At 67.3% G+C, this 15875-nt stretch carries 6 protein-coding genes; 3 read left to right on the top strand and 3 right to left on the bottom strand.

What is annotated here, in order from left to right; genetic code table 11:
* Positions 1-43 precede the first annotated feature (43 nt).
* Genes B5X82_RS10635 through B5X82_RS10625 form a run of 3 tightly spaced genes read left to right on the top strand, consistent with a single transcriptional unit; the run spans position 44 to position 6248 of the window.
* Positions 44-1216 carry a DUF6361 family protein gene (locus tag B5X82_RS10635; RefSeq protein ID WP_217699577.1) on the top strand — a complete coding sequence of 391 codons (1173 nt, stop codon included), beginning with the start codon at positions 44-46 and terminating at the stop codon, positions 1214-1216.
* Positions 1213-3066 (top strand): phospholipase D family protein, encoded by a 1854-nt coding sequence (locus B5X82_RS10630; RefSeq protein WP_079648132.1) that lies wholly within the window; start codon positions 1213-1215, stop codon positions 3064-3066. Before B5X82_RS10635 ends, B5X82_RS10630 begins: the two co-directional genes overlap by 4 nt.
* Complete coding sequence (locus B5X82_RS10625) at positions 3063-6248, top strand: helicase-related protein (protein WP_079648131.1); 3186 nt, start codon at positions 3063-3065, stop codon at positions 6246-6248. Before B5X82_RS10630 ends, B5X82_RS10625 begins: the two co-directional genes overlap by 4 nt.
* A gap of 42 nt (positions 6249-6290) precedes the next feature.
* Here the strand turns inward: B5X82_RS10625 and B5X82_RS10620 are convergent, their stop codons facing one another.
* Genes B5X82_RS10620 through B5X82_RS10610 form a run of 3 tightly spaced genes read right to left on the bottom strand, consistent with a single transcriptional unit; the run spans position 6291 to position 15693 of the window.
* Entirely contained in the window at positions 6291-9632 is a 3342-nt protein-coding gene (locus tag B5X82_RS10620; protein WP_079648130.1) for a DEAD/DEAH box helicase, read from the bottom strand.
* Between the two features lie 14 nt (positions 9633-9646).
* On the bottom strand, positions 9647-13021 hold the full coding sequence (locus B5X82_RS10615; RefSeq protein WP_235862674.1) for a UvrD-helicase domain-containing protein: 3375 nt from the start codon (positions 13019-13021) through the stop codon (positions 9647-9649).
* A gap of 17 nt (positions 13022-13038) precedes the next feature.
* The gene (locus tag B5X82_RS10610) at positions 13039-15693 is read right to left on the bottom strand and encodes a PD-(D/E)XK nuclease family protein (protein WP_079648128.1); all 2655 of its coding nucleotides are present in this window, start codon (positions 15691-15693) and stop codon (positions 13039-13041) included.
* Positions 15694-15875 lie beyond the last annotated feature (182 nt).

Below are 15875 nucleotides of genomic sequence, written 5' to 3'. Positions count from 1 at the left end.
GAGATCGCCGCACGCGCGACGCGCTTCGCATGTCGAGCCGGCGTTGGGGTGGACCTATTTGTCCCGTGAGGCGCTGGCCCGCGCCAAGGCGCAAATGGACGAAGAATCCATGGGCGTGCGCGACGAGATCGGTTTTTTGACCATCCATCAGCGGTATGCCGATCATTTCTTCCCGGGCACATCGGTCCTGCATACGCGGGCGCGTTACGCGATCTTCGTGCCATGGTTGTTCGAAGACCTTGCGGGTTTGACGGGACCGGCGGCCGAACGTGCCCTGCGCGAACGCGAAAGGGTGCTTGCCGGGCGGCTTCGGGAGGCCGGCGAATCCCAGGTGATTGGGGGTCGTGTTTTCCCCAAACCGTCCAGTCAGCCGCCATCGACCGTATATTGGAATGCGCTCGCGGTGTGGGGAATCCTGCGCCCGCGCCTGGACGGGCGGACGATCTCTCGGGCGCATGCACATAGACTGCTGAAGAGCGTGAGCGCGGCGACCGATGACGACGGACAGCCACTCCTCGGCTTCGATCCGCCATTCGTCCCGCTGCCCGGGCGCCCGTCTGGCTGGACCGGTGGATCGATAACTCTCCGGTTGGCGGTAGCGGAGGCCGCCTTTCTTCGCGAACGCCTCGCGCAATTGCGCGACAGCGGAGGCCATGAGCTTTCCTTGCTCGCACGTCTTGTTCGGACGGAGGCCGCATCGCCGCCGGGAATGTGGGCTCCCGAGACCCGTGCGATCGCCGGTCCTGACCGGGCGCCGCTCGCGCGGGCGCAGCAGGCGGCCAATCTCGCCGGCGTGGGCCGAGCTATCTACGACGCGCTTCTCGAACATATCGTCGAGGCCGACGACAATCGGGAGGCGTCAACCCGCCATCGCGATCATCTCGCTTCGACCGTTGCCGAATACGGCGCGGTTGCGGCCAAACTCGATGTCGACGCGCTCGAAGCAGATATAGGCGTGCTGCCGTCGAAGTTGCGCGCCGTCGTGACGGCGACGAAGGACTGGATCGTTTCGAAATCGACCGATCCCCGCCCGCTTTTCGGGGTCTATGCGGCGGCCGAAGCCCGAAAGGGGCCTCGTGCGCGGCTTCCCTTGACGCCTAACGGACGCGCGCGGCGGCTTGAGTGGTCGAACGACGAGCATGGGCTCGCTGGACCTCTCCACTATCGATGGGAGCAGGTCAGCACGCTCCTAGACGATCTGGCGAACGCCGAATGAGCGGGACCATCGACAACTGGCCGGCGCTCTCGTTTCTCGAGGGTCTGCGCCCCGGTCCCGACGAAAATGTCGAGCTGGCCTTGCTGGCCTCCTATTCGGCGGATCTGGGATCGATCGGCGCAACGCTGCTCGCCCTGGCCGGAAAGGACACCGACGCGGGCCGCGGCAGCCCATCCGACTTTGCCGACGCGGTTGAACGTCTTCGCGGAAAGGTGCGCATTATCGTCCAGCGGGGCCGCGTTGCGAAAATGCGTCGGACACCGCGTATCGCGGCGGTGCTAGACCAGTTCGTGCGCGAAGTCGATTTCGATGAAGCAACCCATAGCTGGCATCCCAAGGCGGCGCTCGTTCGCACGCGCGATGCGGACGGGAAGACCGGCTGGCGCCTTTGGATCGGGAGCCGCAATCTCACCGAAAATGTGAACCGGGACATCGGCCTGCTGCTCCTATCCGGGGAGAAGGGCGGCGCTTTCATCCCGGGCGCGGAGGAGGTGGCGCGTGCGCTGGCCGAGAGGGCGGGGTTCAAGGGCGTGCGGCCCGCCGCATTGAGCGCGGCCGTCGCGAAGGTAGCGTGGCGCGCTCCGGCAGGCGTGAGAGTCGAGCGGCTTCGCTGGTCAGACGGAAATGGAAACCTGGCGGTTCCCGTGCCGCCGGCAGGAACGGATGAAGTCGTGGTGGTGAGCCCGTTCATCGACAAGACGTTCCTCGCCCGGCAAGCGCCTCAGGGGCCGAAACCGACGCGGCGGGTGCTGTTGACGACCATGCGCGAGATCGAACGGATTGGTCCCTCGCTGGCGGCGTTCGATGATCTGCTCGCGCTGGACGCGCCGGACTATCCCCCCGGCGACCCCGAGTCCGATGCCGAGCTTGCCGTGGCGGCCTCCGACCGTGATCCCGCTGCCGACGAGGAGGAGGAACTCGGCCGAGGCCTGCATGCGAAGTTGCTGTTCATGCGGTCGGGGCAGAAGCGGCGGCTATGGCTCGGCAGCGCGAACGCGACCATGCGCGCCTGGACGGGCCGTAATGCCGAAGTCACCGCCGAGCTGGTCGTTACGGAGCCGGTCGAGAGGGGGCTGAAAGCCCTTCTCGGCTCCGCCCGGTTGGTTGAGGCGCCCCTCGTGGAACATGCGCCCGACGCCGCTGCCTTGGAGGAGGAGGCGCTCGAACGCGCGCGTGCGCAGGTCGCAGCCCGATGGGCGGTGCAGCTCGGCTTTGACGATGAGGGCGCACGCCTCGCGCATCGTTCCGATCTCCATCCAGGCGGGCCTCATCCGGACGAGCCGGACATCGCGCTCGAGGTGGGCACGCTCTACGGCGACCTGGTTGCGTGGCCCCGCGGGCAAACCACCGTGCCTCTGGGACCGATTGCTCCCGCCGAGCGGAGCGAGTTCGTTCGGCTGCGCGTGAGCCGTGGAGGAAAGGGACTCTCCTGGCTGCAACGCGCGCCTGCAGATCCGCCATTTGGGGAAGATCGCGACCGTGCCGCGTTCGTGCGCTTTCTGGGAGCCAGAGGGTTCCTCTTGTGGCTGGCCGGATTGCTGGCGGACGACGGGCGCGAGGGGGAAGGCGACTGGACGAGTGACGAACTACGGAATCGGGGCAATCCGGAAATGAATCCGGCGCTCGATTCCGCGCTGCCGACATTGGAGGAGATGCTGGCGGCATGGGCGCGCGATCCCGAGAAGTTCCGCGAGATCGAGCAGCGGGTATCGCAATATCTGCCCGCCGTGCTTGAGGAGGCCAGGCAGGAAGACCCCCAGACTGGGGATATGCTGCGCCGCTTCGATGATCTGTGGGGCAAGCTTCGCAGTGGGCTCGGGGTTGCCGAAATCAAGGGCAAGCGCCGATGAGCGCGCCCAAGCCGTTTCAGAAGGCGGCCGTCGACGCGGCGTTTGCGTCCTTTGCGGACCTTGGGAGCCGGCGGCGTTTTCTGGTCGCCGATGAGGTCGGCCTCGGAAAAACCGTCGTGGCTAAGGAGCTGGCTTGCCGCATGGCCGAGGACGGCCGCCGTCCCTTGACCATCTATTACATCGCCAACGGGCACGCTGTTTCGCACCAGAACAAGAGCCGGGTCGTCGGCTTCCTGGGCGAGTCCCAATTGCAGGATGCGATCAAGACGCCCGATCGGCTTTCGCTGATCGCCGTCGAGAAGCGGCCGGCCACCCCGGTTTTGATCTATGCACTCACGCCTGCGACCTCGTTTCCGGGCGCGAAGGCGCGCCTGACCGGCGGACGTAAGGAAGAGCGGGCGTTTCTGAAGGTGCTGCTCGAACAGAGCTATCCCGCTTTCGCCCGCGATCTCGATCCCGACATCTTGCGGCTCAGTGCGCGCGGTTCCTGGGACGGGGCTGTCACGGACGCCGAGAAGAAGTTCGCTGCGGCGCCACCTGGTTTGCGGCAGAGGTTCCGTGAGGCGCTGGAAGTCGAGTTCGGCGAACCTGTGCGTGCGATGCTCGATCTGGCGCTGCACGGGGACATCGAGCGCAAGATCAAGCCGCTCAGACCGACGACCTTCGTTGGCCGTCTCCGGCGAGCCTTGGCGCTGGCGACGTTGCGCCATCAACCGCCGGATCTCGTCATTCTCGACGAGTTCCAGCGCTATCGGCAACTTCTCGACGAGAAGGACGCCGACCCGCTTCTGAAGGCGCTCCTCGAGCCTGAAGGCTCGGCCAGGCCGCCGGCGATCCTGCTGCTGAGCGCCACGCCATATCCGTATCTGACCACGCGATGGGAAGAAGCGCGCGGCGCGCTTGCTCATGCGGAGCTTCTGAAATTGATCGAGTTTCTCGCCGGCTCGGCCGCGCGCGATCGCGCGAGGGATCTCTTTGCGGATTTTGGCGACAAGTTGCGCGCCATCGCTGCTCATTCCGATGTAAGCCGCCCGGAACTGATGGAAGAGGTGGCGGAAGCGCGTCGGCTCCGGGATGAGCTTCGGCAGCTCATGACGCCGGTGATGTCGCGCACGGAGCGGGACAGCGTGGCTTCGTCCGATCCGCTCGCTGGCACGAAGTTTCTTCATGCCGACCCTCTGCCGGAGGATTTTCAGGTTTATCGGCATCTGGCGGAGAGCTTCGCCGAGCAGATGCGCTACGAAGCGTTGCCCTACTGGTCGTCGGTTCCTTTGCCGGCCCAGTCGCTCGGGCCGCGCTATGCGGCCTGGAAGAAGGCCAGAATCAAGGCTGCGCCGAAGCTCACGCGAATGACGCGCGAGCGTCGCAACAAACTCAACGCGCCGGCTGACTGGCCCGACGCCAAGCTTCGTGCGCTGAACGGTGTCGCTCCGCCCGAATTGTTGTCCTTGCCCTGGGTCGCCCCATCGCTTGCATGGTGGCCGCTTCGCGGGGGGTGGGCGGCGGCGAGGTCCGGTCCGAAAGCCGGAGCGGATCCCAAGCTCCTTATGTTCAGCCGGTTCCGTGCAACGCCCCCCAGCGTCGCAGCGCTTCTCAGCTTCGGGATCGAGGCGCGCTGTCTTCCCCGGAAACAAGGAGGATACGAAAAAGCCTACAGGCGGCGCCGCTTCAAGCTGGCGGCAGTGCCTGGCCCCGTGATGGCGGCGTTCCATCCCTCGCCATGGCTGATCCGTAACACCGACCCGCTCGCAAAGGCGGGCGCGCCACTCGGCGCTGTCCGCAAGGAAGTTCGCCGGCAGATTCTCGCTGCTTTGCCGAGAGGCATTGTCGAACGGGACACGGTCAAGGCCCGCCGACGTCACAGATCGATTGCCCGCGTCCTGGCGTCCATCGAACGCATGGCGGGTGTTGCGGAGCAGTCGGCGGCGGGATGGAGCAGCGCGATCGGTGATGATCGCGCCGCGCAATCGGGGGTGCGAAAATGGCGTCAGGCGCCGCCGATCGACGGGCTTTCCCCGGTCGAGCTTTCCGACCTCGTGGACTATGCCATTGGCGCGCCGGGCGTCGTGCTCGGCCGGGCTCTGCGGCGCCATGACCCCACGATCCTAGACGCCGCGCGATACCCCGAACTAGTCCAGCTCAGTTGGCAGGGCCTGCGCGCCTATCTCGACAACCCGGTCATACTGTCATCGCTGCCGGGCAAGAACGCGGTCGAGCAAGTCATGGGCGCGGTGGTCGACGGCGGGTTCGAGAGCGTTCTCGACGAGCATTTCTGGCTTCGCGCCCAGAATCTCCATGGAGGCGCGGCGGGTCTTGCCAGGGATCTGAAGGCGTCGCTCGGCCTCCGGGCCGGCAGTTTCAGTTTTCACGGGATCGGCGGGCAGCCGCACAAGATACCTGTGCGCTGTCATGTCGCCGTGCCGTTTGGCGACGCCGAAGCCGAGCCAGTGGCCAAGGTGAAGGGAGGCGTGACGCAGGCCGCCGCGGCGCGTCCAGACGAAGTGCGCCGAAGCTTCAACACGCCCTTCTGGCCGCATGTCCTGGCGACGACATCGGTTGGGCAGGAGGGGCTGGATTTCCATCCCTGGTGTTCGCACGTGGTTCATTGGGACCTTTCCTCCAACCCTCTCGATCTCGAGCAACGCGAAGGCCGCATCCAGCGCTATGCGGGCCTGTCGGTCAGACGGAAGCTGGCGGAAGAGTTGCGCGACGAAGTGCTTGGCGATCCCGCCGTGGACCAAGGCTCTCCCTGGCGATGCGTGGAACGGCACGCGGAGCGCTTTGTCGACAAGAGCGGCCTTCGGCCGTGGTGGGTGCTCGATGGCGCCGAAATCCGCAGGCACGTTTTCGAGCGTCCGTTCGGCCGGGACATGCTGCGGTTCGCTCAACTTCGCGAACAGCGCATGATCTATCGGCTGGCTCTCGGCCAGCCCAACCAGGAAGATTTCATCGACGTGCTGTCGCGCGGCGGGGAAGCGACCCGTGCGCTGCTGCAACCGCTCGTCCTCGATTTTTCCGCGATGGGGCTTCGGCAACAGCAGTGGGTCGCCCCGGACCCATCGGCCAACGGCCATGGTCAGACGGCGGAGACGAGCGCCCCGGCGTTCGATGACGGCAGCATGGTCGCGCCTGCATCGGCGACCGACCTTCCGATGACCGATGCCGACGCCATCAGCGCCTGATGCCAGGCTGATCGGAGAGCCGCGAGGCGTTCCCGACGGCGGCTATGCGCTGCCGATGACCCGCAATTTCATCGCGCGGGTCTCCAGCAGATAGGTCTCTACACCGGCGAGCAGATGCAGCCCTTCCTCGGTGATCGCCGCCCGCGACAGGCCGGGCTGAATGATGCGAACGTCGAATTCGTAGCGATAGTCCTGCCAGCTCGCCTTCAGCCGTTTGAGGAACGCGGCGTTCCCATGTTCGAAGCGAGTGCTTTGCCCCTTCTCGAGGCGCAGTTTCTCGCGCCTGAGCATGTGCGTGAACATGCGGTTGGGGCGGTCGCGCCAGCGGGCGGATTTCAGGGACTGCCCGCACACTTCGTAGAGATCCTTCACGCGGGCGCCGGGTGTGTCGGCGCTCGAGAACTTGCAGTGATGGAGTGTGACCTGAACCAGGCCTTCGGTGACGCGAAGCGTCACCACATCGGCGATCTCGCCGGCGCCATCGTCGTCGAAGATCAGATCGTAAGCATCCCCGTCGGCGAGCAGGGTCTCGATGACGCGCCGCTGGACGGAATCCGCACGTTTCTCCGATCCTTGAGATTCGGTTCGGATATTTGTCCCCGACCAGTGCCAAGCCTCGATCCGATCTGAGGGATAAGGTTCGACCTTAACACCATCGGGCAGGGCATAGAGATGACTGTAGATCAGGAGAGAGCCGTCTCCGAAATCAATCTGCGGAGAGTCGTCGCCGAAGGATTCCGACAGCGTCTTCACCTTGCCGCCGACCTTGATCGTCGCCTTCGGCCCTGATCGTTGCGGATAACGGGCGCCGCCTTCGGCGAACAGGATTTCGAACTCGGCGATCTGCGTGTCGCTGCGCACCGCGAAGCGCAGCGGCCCGGTGGCTTCGTGGCCCACGAGTTCGATGTCGCATTCCGCGAACGGCGCGGCGATGTCGTCGAAGCTGATCTCGATCCGGTCCTCGATCTGTGTCAGCAGGGATTCCGGCCAGTGAATTGCGACGGGCGGAACGCCCGGCCGCTCATTGATCTGGCGGGGACGCATGGCGCTCTTGAAGACGCCGTCGGTGGTGATGCCTGGATCGTTGACGGCTGCGCCGATGTCGCCGCACCACTCGACCCAGTCGGTGAGGTCGCGAACCGGGGAGATCGACCAGAATTTTCCTTTGGCCGAGCAGCCGCGCGAGGCCGGCACGCCATCGAGGAAGCCGGTCGCGAAGACGTTGTTCTTGATGCGGGATTGCGATTTCGCGGTGTCCAACCCGTCGGCGACGTCCACGCCCATATACATCGAATAGCGCACGCCACGGCCCTGATGGTGCGTGAGGCCCAGGTTGCGCAGGATGAGGCGATTGAAGCCGTGAAGACTGCGGAAGACTTCCTCACCTTCGACGCGCCGTGTCGTGTCACCGCAGACAGCCTTGGCCAGGCGGTCATAGGGGCCTTTGGCCGAGCTGCTGATATAGAGGAGCTTCTTGTCGGGGTCCCAGTGCATCATATGCAGGTCCCAGATGACGTTGGTCGCATGCTGTGCGCTCGTCCAGCCCGCCTGCTCCTCCGAGCGGGTGACGAAGATGGCCACCCGCTGATGCGGGTTGACCTTCATGCCGAGATAGACGCCGGGATTGTACAGGTCTTCGGCCCGCAGCGGCTCCCAAGCGTCGCAAGCCGTGCGATAGATCACGGCATTCATCTTCGGCTCGAGCGTCTGCAAGGGAATGTCGCTGAGATCGCCGACAAAGCCCTTGAACATCTCGGCGCGCCGAACCTGCCGGTCGATTTTGGCCGTGCTGAGCGCCTCGACCAGGGCGTTCCAGTCGGCGTCCTCGGCATAGAGTTTGGCGAGCGACCGATCGATGTCGTCCACGCCGGTGTTGGCGATGACGGTGGCGTCGCCCAGGCGCGGATCCTGCCGGGTGAACCGGCCGACGAACTGGATAGTGACGGCGATGCTTTTGTGCGGATCGTGCAGGCCCGCGATCTTCAGTTCCGGGAGATCGAAGCCTTCTCCGAGCATGTCGACGCACACGATGATCCGGCTCTCGAAACGCCGCAGCGCGGCAAGGTTCGCGCGGCGCTCGCGGATCGACTGCTGACTGTGAACGATGACCGGACGGAACTCGGGGAACAGCGTGCTGTAGAGCTGGTGGAGATCCTTGGCCCGCTCGATCGTCTGGCAACGCGCCATGGCGAGATGATTGAGGCCGGTCTCCAGATCGGCCTGGAGGACGTCGCCGAGCTTCTCGGCGATCGCAAGGTCTGCATCGGGCTGGTCGAGCCCGAACACCGCCTCGAACCGGATCGGCTTGAAATAGCCCTCGGCCTGCGCCTTCTTGAGCGGGTAGGTATAGATGAACTCGCCGTCGACGCGCCGGCCGTCCTCGCGGAACGGGGTGGCGGTGAACTGGACGATCGGCAGCGGCGGGTCACGGTCGATGAAGAGGCCGCGGAATCGCGACCAGGTCGGCGCACCGATATGGTGGGCCTCGTCGATGAACAACGCCGATGCGCGGGCCGCCATCCGCTCCTGAACCGGGGCTTCCGCCCGGCCAGCGATCTGCATCGTGGTGACGACGACGTTGGCGCTGTCGAAGATTTCATCGACGTCGGCCTGGCTGGTCGGGATATGTGCGAGCCGCATGACCAAAGGGAAGGCTGCGGTCTCATCGAGGCATTTCTGTTGTTTCAGGACACCGAAGGTCTCGAATTTGCCCGCGATCTGCTCGCGCAGCGCGTCGGTAGGCACCACCACCAGAAGGCGTTCGAACCGCCGGTTGGCATTGAGCGCCAGCATTGTCTCGGTCTTGCCCGTGCCCGTCGGCATGACGATGGTGGCCGGATCCGTCGATCGCGTCGCGTGGGCCAGCGCGGCGTGAAGCGCGCCGATCTGTGGACGCCGCAGGCCAGGCTGCGCAGGCTGACCGTCCACCGCGGCTCGTCCCTCGCGCAGATGAATCGCATCGAGCCAGGAAGCGGAGACAGCCTTCAGACGCTCGGCGCGCGCGGAACGATCCAGCGTGTCGATGCTGGTCGGGGGTGCATTCGTCCAGCGGCCTTCACCCAGTTCGAGCGCTTCGGCGATCCGTTCCGGCTCCGTTGCGCCGGGCACGAGAAGGACGAGATCGGCTTCCAACGACGTCGCCGTTTTGGCGCTGATGATCTTCAGGATCTCGCCGGATTGCAGGGTCGTTTCGTAACCATTGACGCGGCGGACGGCGAAGGGGCGCAGCCGGCAACGCACCCGCCGCGCCGGAACCGCCAATTGGCGCACGGGGCTTCCCAGCACCTTGCCATCAATGGCAAGCCGAGCCGGCAGCAGGAGTTCGACCTCGGGATTGAAGAGATCGTCCTGGTTGGAGCCGGTGGGACGCTTGCGGGAGGCCATCGTGTCTCCCTCCGTCAGGCCGCCACCGTCTGGGGCGAGGGCGAGACGGCGATCACCGTTCCCCTCGTCATCAGAACGATGAGCCCGCGCTCGGCGCCGGTCATGTCGAGATAGGCGCGCACCTGAGCCCGATAGTGGTCGAGCGTCTGAGCCTCGGGATTCACGTCGCTCTTCCAGTCGACGACCACGACGGGCCGGCGATCCTCGCCAACGGTCAGGGCGTCCGCGATCCCGGCCGTTGCGGTTTCCACGCCATCGGACGCCTGCGCGGCATAGACAGGAAATTCGGCCAGAAGTCCCGGCCGCAGGGCCGCGATGTCGGGCAGGGCCAGGGTCCGAACGACGCAGGCCGCCAGTTCTTCAGCCGACAGCCCCGTCGCCGGGTCGGCGACCGGAGATCGGCCGAGCGCGCGGATGAGGTCGGCCGCCCGTTCGGTCAGGGCGGCTTCCGCCTCCGAGGTTTCGCCGGTCAGCACCTCTTCCATGAGCTTGTGGAGGATCAGCCCGCGTTCGCGGCCACCCTGCACGAGGGCGGCGGCTTCCAGTTCGGGAGGCTGATCGTCGGCCGCCCCCACCCAGAGCGCGGCCTCCTCTTCCCGCAGCACGGTCCCGGCGGCGTTTTCGTCGCGGCTGGGCGCCAGCCAGGTCAGCCGCGTCTGCGCGGCGGCGATGGCTTCGGCTTCGGCGGCGAAGCTCGCGCGCGTCTGGGTATTGCCTATGCCCGCTCCTGCGGCCGTGAGGCCGGCAGGCAGATGGGAGAGGTCCAGGCCGGGGAGGTCGGCGAGCGACAGATCGACGAGGCCGATCCAGGCCGACTTCGACGGCGTGGCGTCAAGCCGGGGGAGGACGAGGAGCTCGCGGGCGCGGGTGGCCGCGACATACCAGAGCCGGATGCGTTCGCGGTCCAGCTCTTCCTTTTCCGCCTGGCGGGCGGCTTCGTAGCCCTCCGGCGTGACGCCGAGGACCGGGCAGTAGAAGGTCTCGGTCTGGCGGTCGATAACGGCGCTTTCCGGCGCCACGACTCCGGTCATGGTGTTGACCGGAATGACGATCGGCCATTCCAGCCCCTTGGCCGCGTGCATGGTGAACAGCGCGACCGCTTCCTCCTGCGCGTCGGGCCGTCCTTCCACCGCGCGCGCTTCGTCCGACCACGCCGCGGTCATCGCCTCGGCGAAGGCGCGCAGGCCGCGCACGGCGTATCCGGTCGACAGGCTGAGATAGAGATCGACATTGGCGAGCGCGCGCTCGGCCTGGCCGCGATGGCGCTCAAGGAGGAGCGGGCGGACGCGCATCACGTCCACGGCCTGCGAGAGCAGCTCGTGCGGGGTCGTGCTGTTGCCGCGCCGGGACAGCGATTGCAGCCGCTCGATGACCTCGCGCGCAAGCGGGTGCGCGATGACAGCGGGGTCGATGCTCAGATCCAGGCGCGGAATCCGATCCGGCTGCTCCTCCGAGCGCGGAAGCGCCCAGATGACGTCCAGCAGGTCTTCCTCGGTGAGGCCGACCAAGGGCCCGCGCAGCAGCGCGCCGAGCGCCAGCGTGTCGCGGCGATCGGCCAGAACGCGGGTCAGTGCGATCAGGTCCTGGATTTCCTGGCGGCGGAACAGCCCCTTGCCGGCCTGGGTCGCCACGGGGATGCCGCGGCGCTCCAGCGCCTCCTCATAGCGCCACAGCTCCGCGCCGGTCGGCGCCAGCAAGGCGATGTCGCCGGGCTGACAGGGGCGCTCGGCGCCGCTGCGCCGGTCGATGATGGGGTGGCTTTCGATCAGCCGGGCGCACAGCTCGGCGATGGCGTCGGCTTCGGCGTCGCGCTGCTGTTCAGCGCTGGCCTTGCCGTTTTCATCCGCCACAGCGATGTCGAGGGCCGCCACGCACAGGCCGCCCCGGTCGTCATGGAACGGGTCCAGAGCGGTGAAGCCCGGCTGCCCATCGGCCGAGAGCACGGCCTCGAAGCGCTCGTTGACGAAGGTGAGGATCGAGGCGCAGGAGCGGAAATTGGTGGAGATCGACAAGAGGCTGTCGGGATCCTGGGCGCGGAAGGCGTCCCGCGCCTGCACATAGGCTCCGACGTCGGCGCCGCGGAAGCGATAGATCGCCTGCTTGGGGTCGCCGACCAGGAAGAGCGCGCCGGGCCGGATGCGGAACTGGGTCCAGTCGTCATTGCCATTGGCCGGCTCGCCGCACAGCCGCCAGAAGATTTCGGTTTGCAGCGGATCGGTGTCCTGGAACTCGTCGACCAGGACATGGGCGAAGCGCTGTCCGAGCGCCCGGCGCACGGCGTCATGGTCGCGCAGCAAGTCGCGCGCGGCGAAAATCAGATCGTCGAAATCGAGCTGGGCGCTGGCGCGTTTGTGGTCGCGATAGCGCTGCAGGATCGGACGCGCCTCGTCGATCAGCGCCGCCAGGGCATGGCCGGCGGCGGCCTGCGCAAGCGCGGCCCAGGCGTCGCAGCAGGCGGTGTAGTGGGTCTCGGCGGCGTCGTTCAGCCGATCGCCGTCGGCCTTGGAGAGACCGGCCTGCTTGGCCGCGGCGGCCCATTTGCCCTTCTTGCGGTAGGAGGCGAAGGCGCCGGCCTTTGTGCAAAGGTCCGGGTGGGGCCGCGAAGTCAGGAGATGGACGAGGCCCGCAGGTGTGACGGGATCGGGGCCGTTCGCCACGGCGATCGCCATCCCGGTCAGGTGCTCGACGATCGTCACCGTTTCGGGCTCGGCCGCCGTTATCCCATCCATGAAGCCCGCGAAGTTCGCAGCGACCTGGCGAAACGCCGTCAGATGGCCGTCAACCGGAGAGACGGGCGGGGCCGCGAGCGTAGGGCGGCGGCGCAGATTCTCGGCGATCTTATGAATCAGCGCCACGGTCTCGCCGGGGCTGTGCAGCACCATCTCGGCCAGGATGCCGCCCTGGCCGCCGGACAGGCGTTCGCGCAGCCAGCCATCGACAATTTCGAGGAAGGTGAGATCGGCCTGGTTGCGATCCATGACGCTGGCGCCGGGGTCGATGTCGGCTTCCGCCGGATAAGGCTTGATCAGCCGCTGGCAGAAGCCGTGGATGGTCGAGCAGGTGATTTCGTCGATCGCCGCGCTGGCGGCGGCGAGATTGTCGCGATGGGCCTGGGACAGCCCATCGGGCAGGGCCACGCGCAGTTCGGTCGCGATCGTTCCGGCCGAGAGGTCGGCGACGAGCTCGCGGACGCGCGACAGCAGCTCGCTCGCGGCAAGCTCGGTGAAGGTGACTGCGGCGATGGAACGCGGCGCAACGCCTGCGGCCAGCATGGCGGCGATGCGGCCGGCCATAACGGCGGTCTTGCCCGAACCCGCGCCGGCCTCGACCAGGATCGAACGATCATGGAGGCTGATCGAATCGCGGCGGGCGCCGTCGTCCTTCAGCATCTTCGACACGCTGCTCATCATTCCGCCTCCCAGACCTGAGCGACTTCGCCCAGCCGCTCCGTCGCGGCCGGCATTTTGCGTTTGCAATAGGTGGCGCTGGCGTTGGCCGGCAGGGCGAAGGCGAGGTCGTCATAGTCGCCGCCGGTGTCCGGGCCAGGCAGGGCCGCGCCGCCGGCGAGACTCGCCCTGGCCGCGCGCAGATAGTCGGTGATCTCCGCGAGCACAGCCTCGGGATCGTCGAGCTGAAGATCGACGGACTCGCGCGGGTAGAGCAGCGAGGCGCTGATGGCGACGTCGTCGCCGAGGAGCGCCTTCACCGCGAAGGCATAGAGGCAACGCTGAAGCTCGCGTCCGCCGTTGAGCCGGATATCGCTCCGCGGCGGCCGGCCGGTCTTGTAGTCGCGCACAAGCGCGCGCTTGCCATCGCTCGAGATGTCGAGCCGGTCGATGTAGCCGGCGATGTTGAACCCCGTGTCGGGAATCGTGACCGGCGTGCTGGGATCCCAAGGCGTCTCCGCGTCGGATTTCGGCTGTGAGCCGCCGAACGGCACTTCGCCATAGGCGCGTGCGCCGGGCAGGACTTCATCGCCGTAGGACAGGGCGCGACCGGCCATCACGCGGGCGTCGTCGAGGGTGCGCCCCCAGATGACGGCCGGCGGAATCGGGCGCTCGCTTTCCCAATCGGCGGCGACGGCTTGCACCGCCTGCGCCACCGCTGCTTCGATGGTTCCCGTGTCGGCGGAGGCAAGGCCGCCAGCGGCTTCGAGGTCGCGCAAGGCGCGGTCGAGGACCATGTGGACGAGATCGCCGATCCCGAGCGCGTCGAGCACGAGCGGCTCGGCGCTGCTCTGCGGTTCACGCCACCCGAACGCATAGACCCACACGAAGCTGAGCGGGTTGCGCAGCAGGCGGCGGAGCGAGCTGGCCGACTGGGTGCGGCCGAGGATGGCGAGAACGAGCGGATGATCCGCCCGCACGAGCCCATCATGGGGAGTGATCTCGGCCTGCCGCCAGTCGCGCCAGCAGCCCTGCGCGCCCACCGCTTGCGGATCAGCGGCGAACTCCTGGGGCCGGGCCATGAGGCGGTCGGTTTCGCTGAAGGCGTGCGCCGGCGTCGCGTTGCGGCGCAGATAGGTTTCGTCGCCACGTCCGGCGAGCAGGGGGCTGCGGCCCAGGAGGCGCCCGTCGCTGTCGCGCCGGGCGCGCGAGAGAACGACGGTATCGGCCGTCGTGGCCAGGATCGTCTCGAAATCGCGGCGGTCGGCGAGGTTGACCGGCAGCGGGTCGAGCACCGGGGTCGGGATGATATGATCGGGGATCAGGCGGTCCTCGGCGATCCCGCGCGGCCAGCGCGAGGAATTGAGGCCGAGGAGCCGCACGAAGCGGCGGGGCGACGCGGCAAGCGCGCTGGCCGGCATCCAGGCGACGCAGACGCAGGCTTCCAGCCCGTCATCCTGCTTCAGGGTTTCCAGCGTCGCGTCGATCGAGGCGGCGGGGCCGGCGAGCAGCGCCTTGCGCCAGATCGCCAGTGCGCGGCCCTTGAGGAAGGCTTCTCCGATCTCGCTGGCGGCGTCCGGTCCTTTGGCCAGGATCTCGACCGCAGTGCGCAGCGCTGGAACATGGTCGGCGCCGTCGGGCCAGTCTTCCGGCGTCAACCGGACCAGCAGGCGGCTCCAGGCGCTCGGCGTCGAGAGCGGCGCATCGGTCGGCAGGACCCGCAGCCAGCCTTCGGGCAACGTCTCGAAAGGCCCGCTGTCCCGGCAGAGCGCCGCGAGGCGCCGCAGCCGCGACTGCGACAGGCCGCGGACGACGATGTCGGCCAGCGCCGCGGCCGCCTGGCCCTCGCGGGTGGCGACGGTGCGGACGCCGTGGACGAAATGCAGGTCGATGTTGGCGTCGGCGCGCAGGGCCAGGAAATGATCGTCATAGTCGGCGGGCGAGGCGGTCGCGATGGCGATCTCCGAGGGCAAGACGCCCGTGGCGAGCAGGCTGCGCGCCCAGCGCATCGCTTCGATGGCCTCGTGGTAGGCGGTCGCCGCGCTGACGGCGCTGATCCCCGGCGCTTGCGCCGGCGCGCGCGCGACCGTGACGCCGCTGCCGTCCAGCCATGCGGGAACGCTCCTCGGGCCGGCGGTCCACTGCACCGGGATATGGGCGGTGAGAGCCTGGAGCAGCGGCCGCCAGCAGGGCGAGAGTTCGGTTAGGCCGACGATCTCCATCGGGCCGAGGACCGCCGGCGCATGAGCGATGCGGGCGGTCGCGGCGGCGACGATGTCGAGAGGACGCATCATGCCGGACGGAAGCTGGCCGAGGACGGCCGCTTCCAGGTGCGCGATGGCGGCGAGACGCGGATGGTCGGCCGCCCGTGCGGAAAGATCGATGCCCGCGCGCCAGGCTTTGTGGAGCGTGTCGGCCGCCGCGTCGACCATGCCGGGAAGAGCCTTGATGCCCTCCATCTCGCCCATCGGCGTGGCGGGCAGGGCCGCCTGGATGGCCGCGCGCAGGCTTTCGTCGTCTATAGGGCGGGCAAAGCCGCCCGCCAGCCGGACGGCGGCCTGCTCGAACGACATGACCTGGAGGCCGTGACGACCGCCGCGGCCTGCCGCCAGCCGGCTCTCCCGCATCGCGAGGCGGCCGTGAACGATCAGGGTGGACCGATGCGCGATGGTCATGGCCGCCCTCCTTCCGGGTGCGTGCTCGCGATCCGACGTTTCAAGCTGTGCCGCTGCATGTCTCGCCCCCTTGTCTGCTTCCGATTGCCCATTGACGAAAGCCGGTGATGGGAATAATAATTACACGGACGAGGACTGGTTGTCCATATAGTTTTTATGCCCACGCATGCGAGGCGGAATCA

Origin of the sequence: Rhizorhabdus histidinilytica, assembly GCF_900167915.1 — a bacterium.
Classification (GTDB): Bacteria; Pseudomonadota; Alphaproteobacteria; order Sphingomonadales; family Sphingomonadaceae; genus Rhizorhabdus; species Rhizorhabdus histidinilytica.
This window is presented reverse-complemented; position numbering and strand designations above follow the sequence as displayed.

Coding starts and splice junctions, on each gene's coding strand:
- B5X82_RS10615 (WP_235862674.1), bottom strand. CDS start 13,021: ATGCTGAAGGACGACGGCGCCCGCCGCGATTCGATCAGCCTCCATGAT.
- B5X82_RS10610 (WP_079648128.1), bottom strand. CDS start 15,693: ATGACCATCGCGCATCGGTCCACCCTGATCGTTCACGGCCGCCTCGCG.
- B5X82_RS10625 (WP_079648131.1), top strand. CDS start 3,063: ATGAGCGCGCCCAAGCCGTTTCAGAAGGCGGCCGTCGACGCGGCGTTT.
- B5X82_RS10630 (WP_079648132.1), top strand. CDS start 1,213: ATGAGCGGGACCATCGACAACTGGCCGGCGCTCTCGTTTCTCGAGGGT.
- B5X82_RS10620 (WP_079648130.1), bottom strand. CDS start 9,632: ATGGCCTCCCGCAAGCGTCCCACCGGCTCCAACCAGGACGATCTCTTC.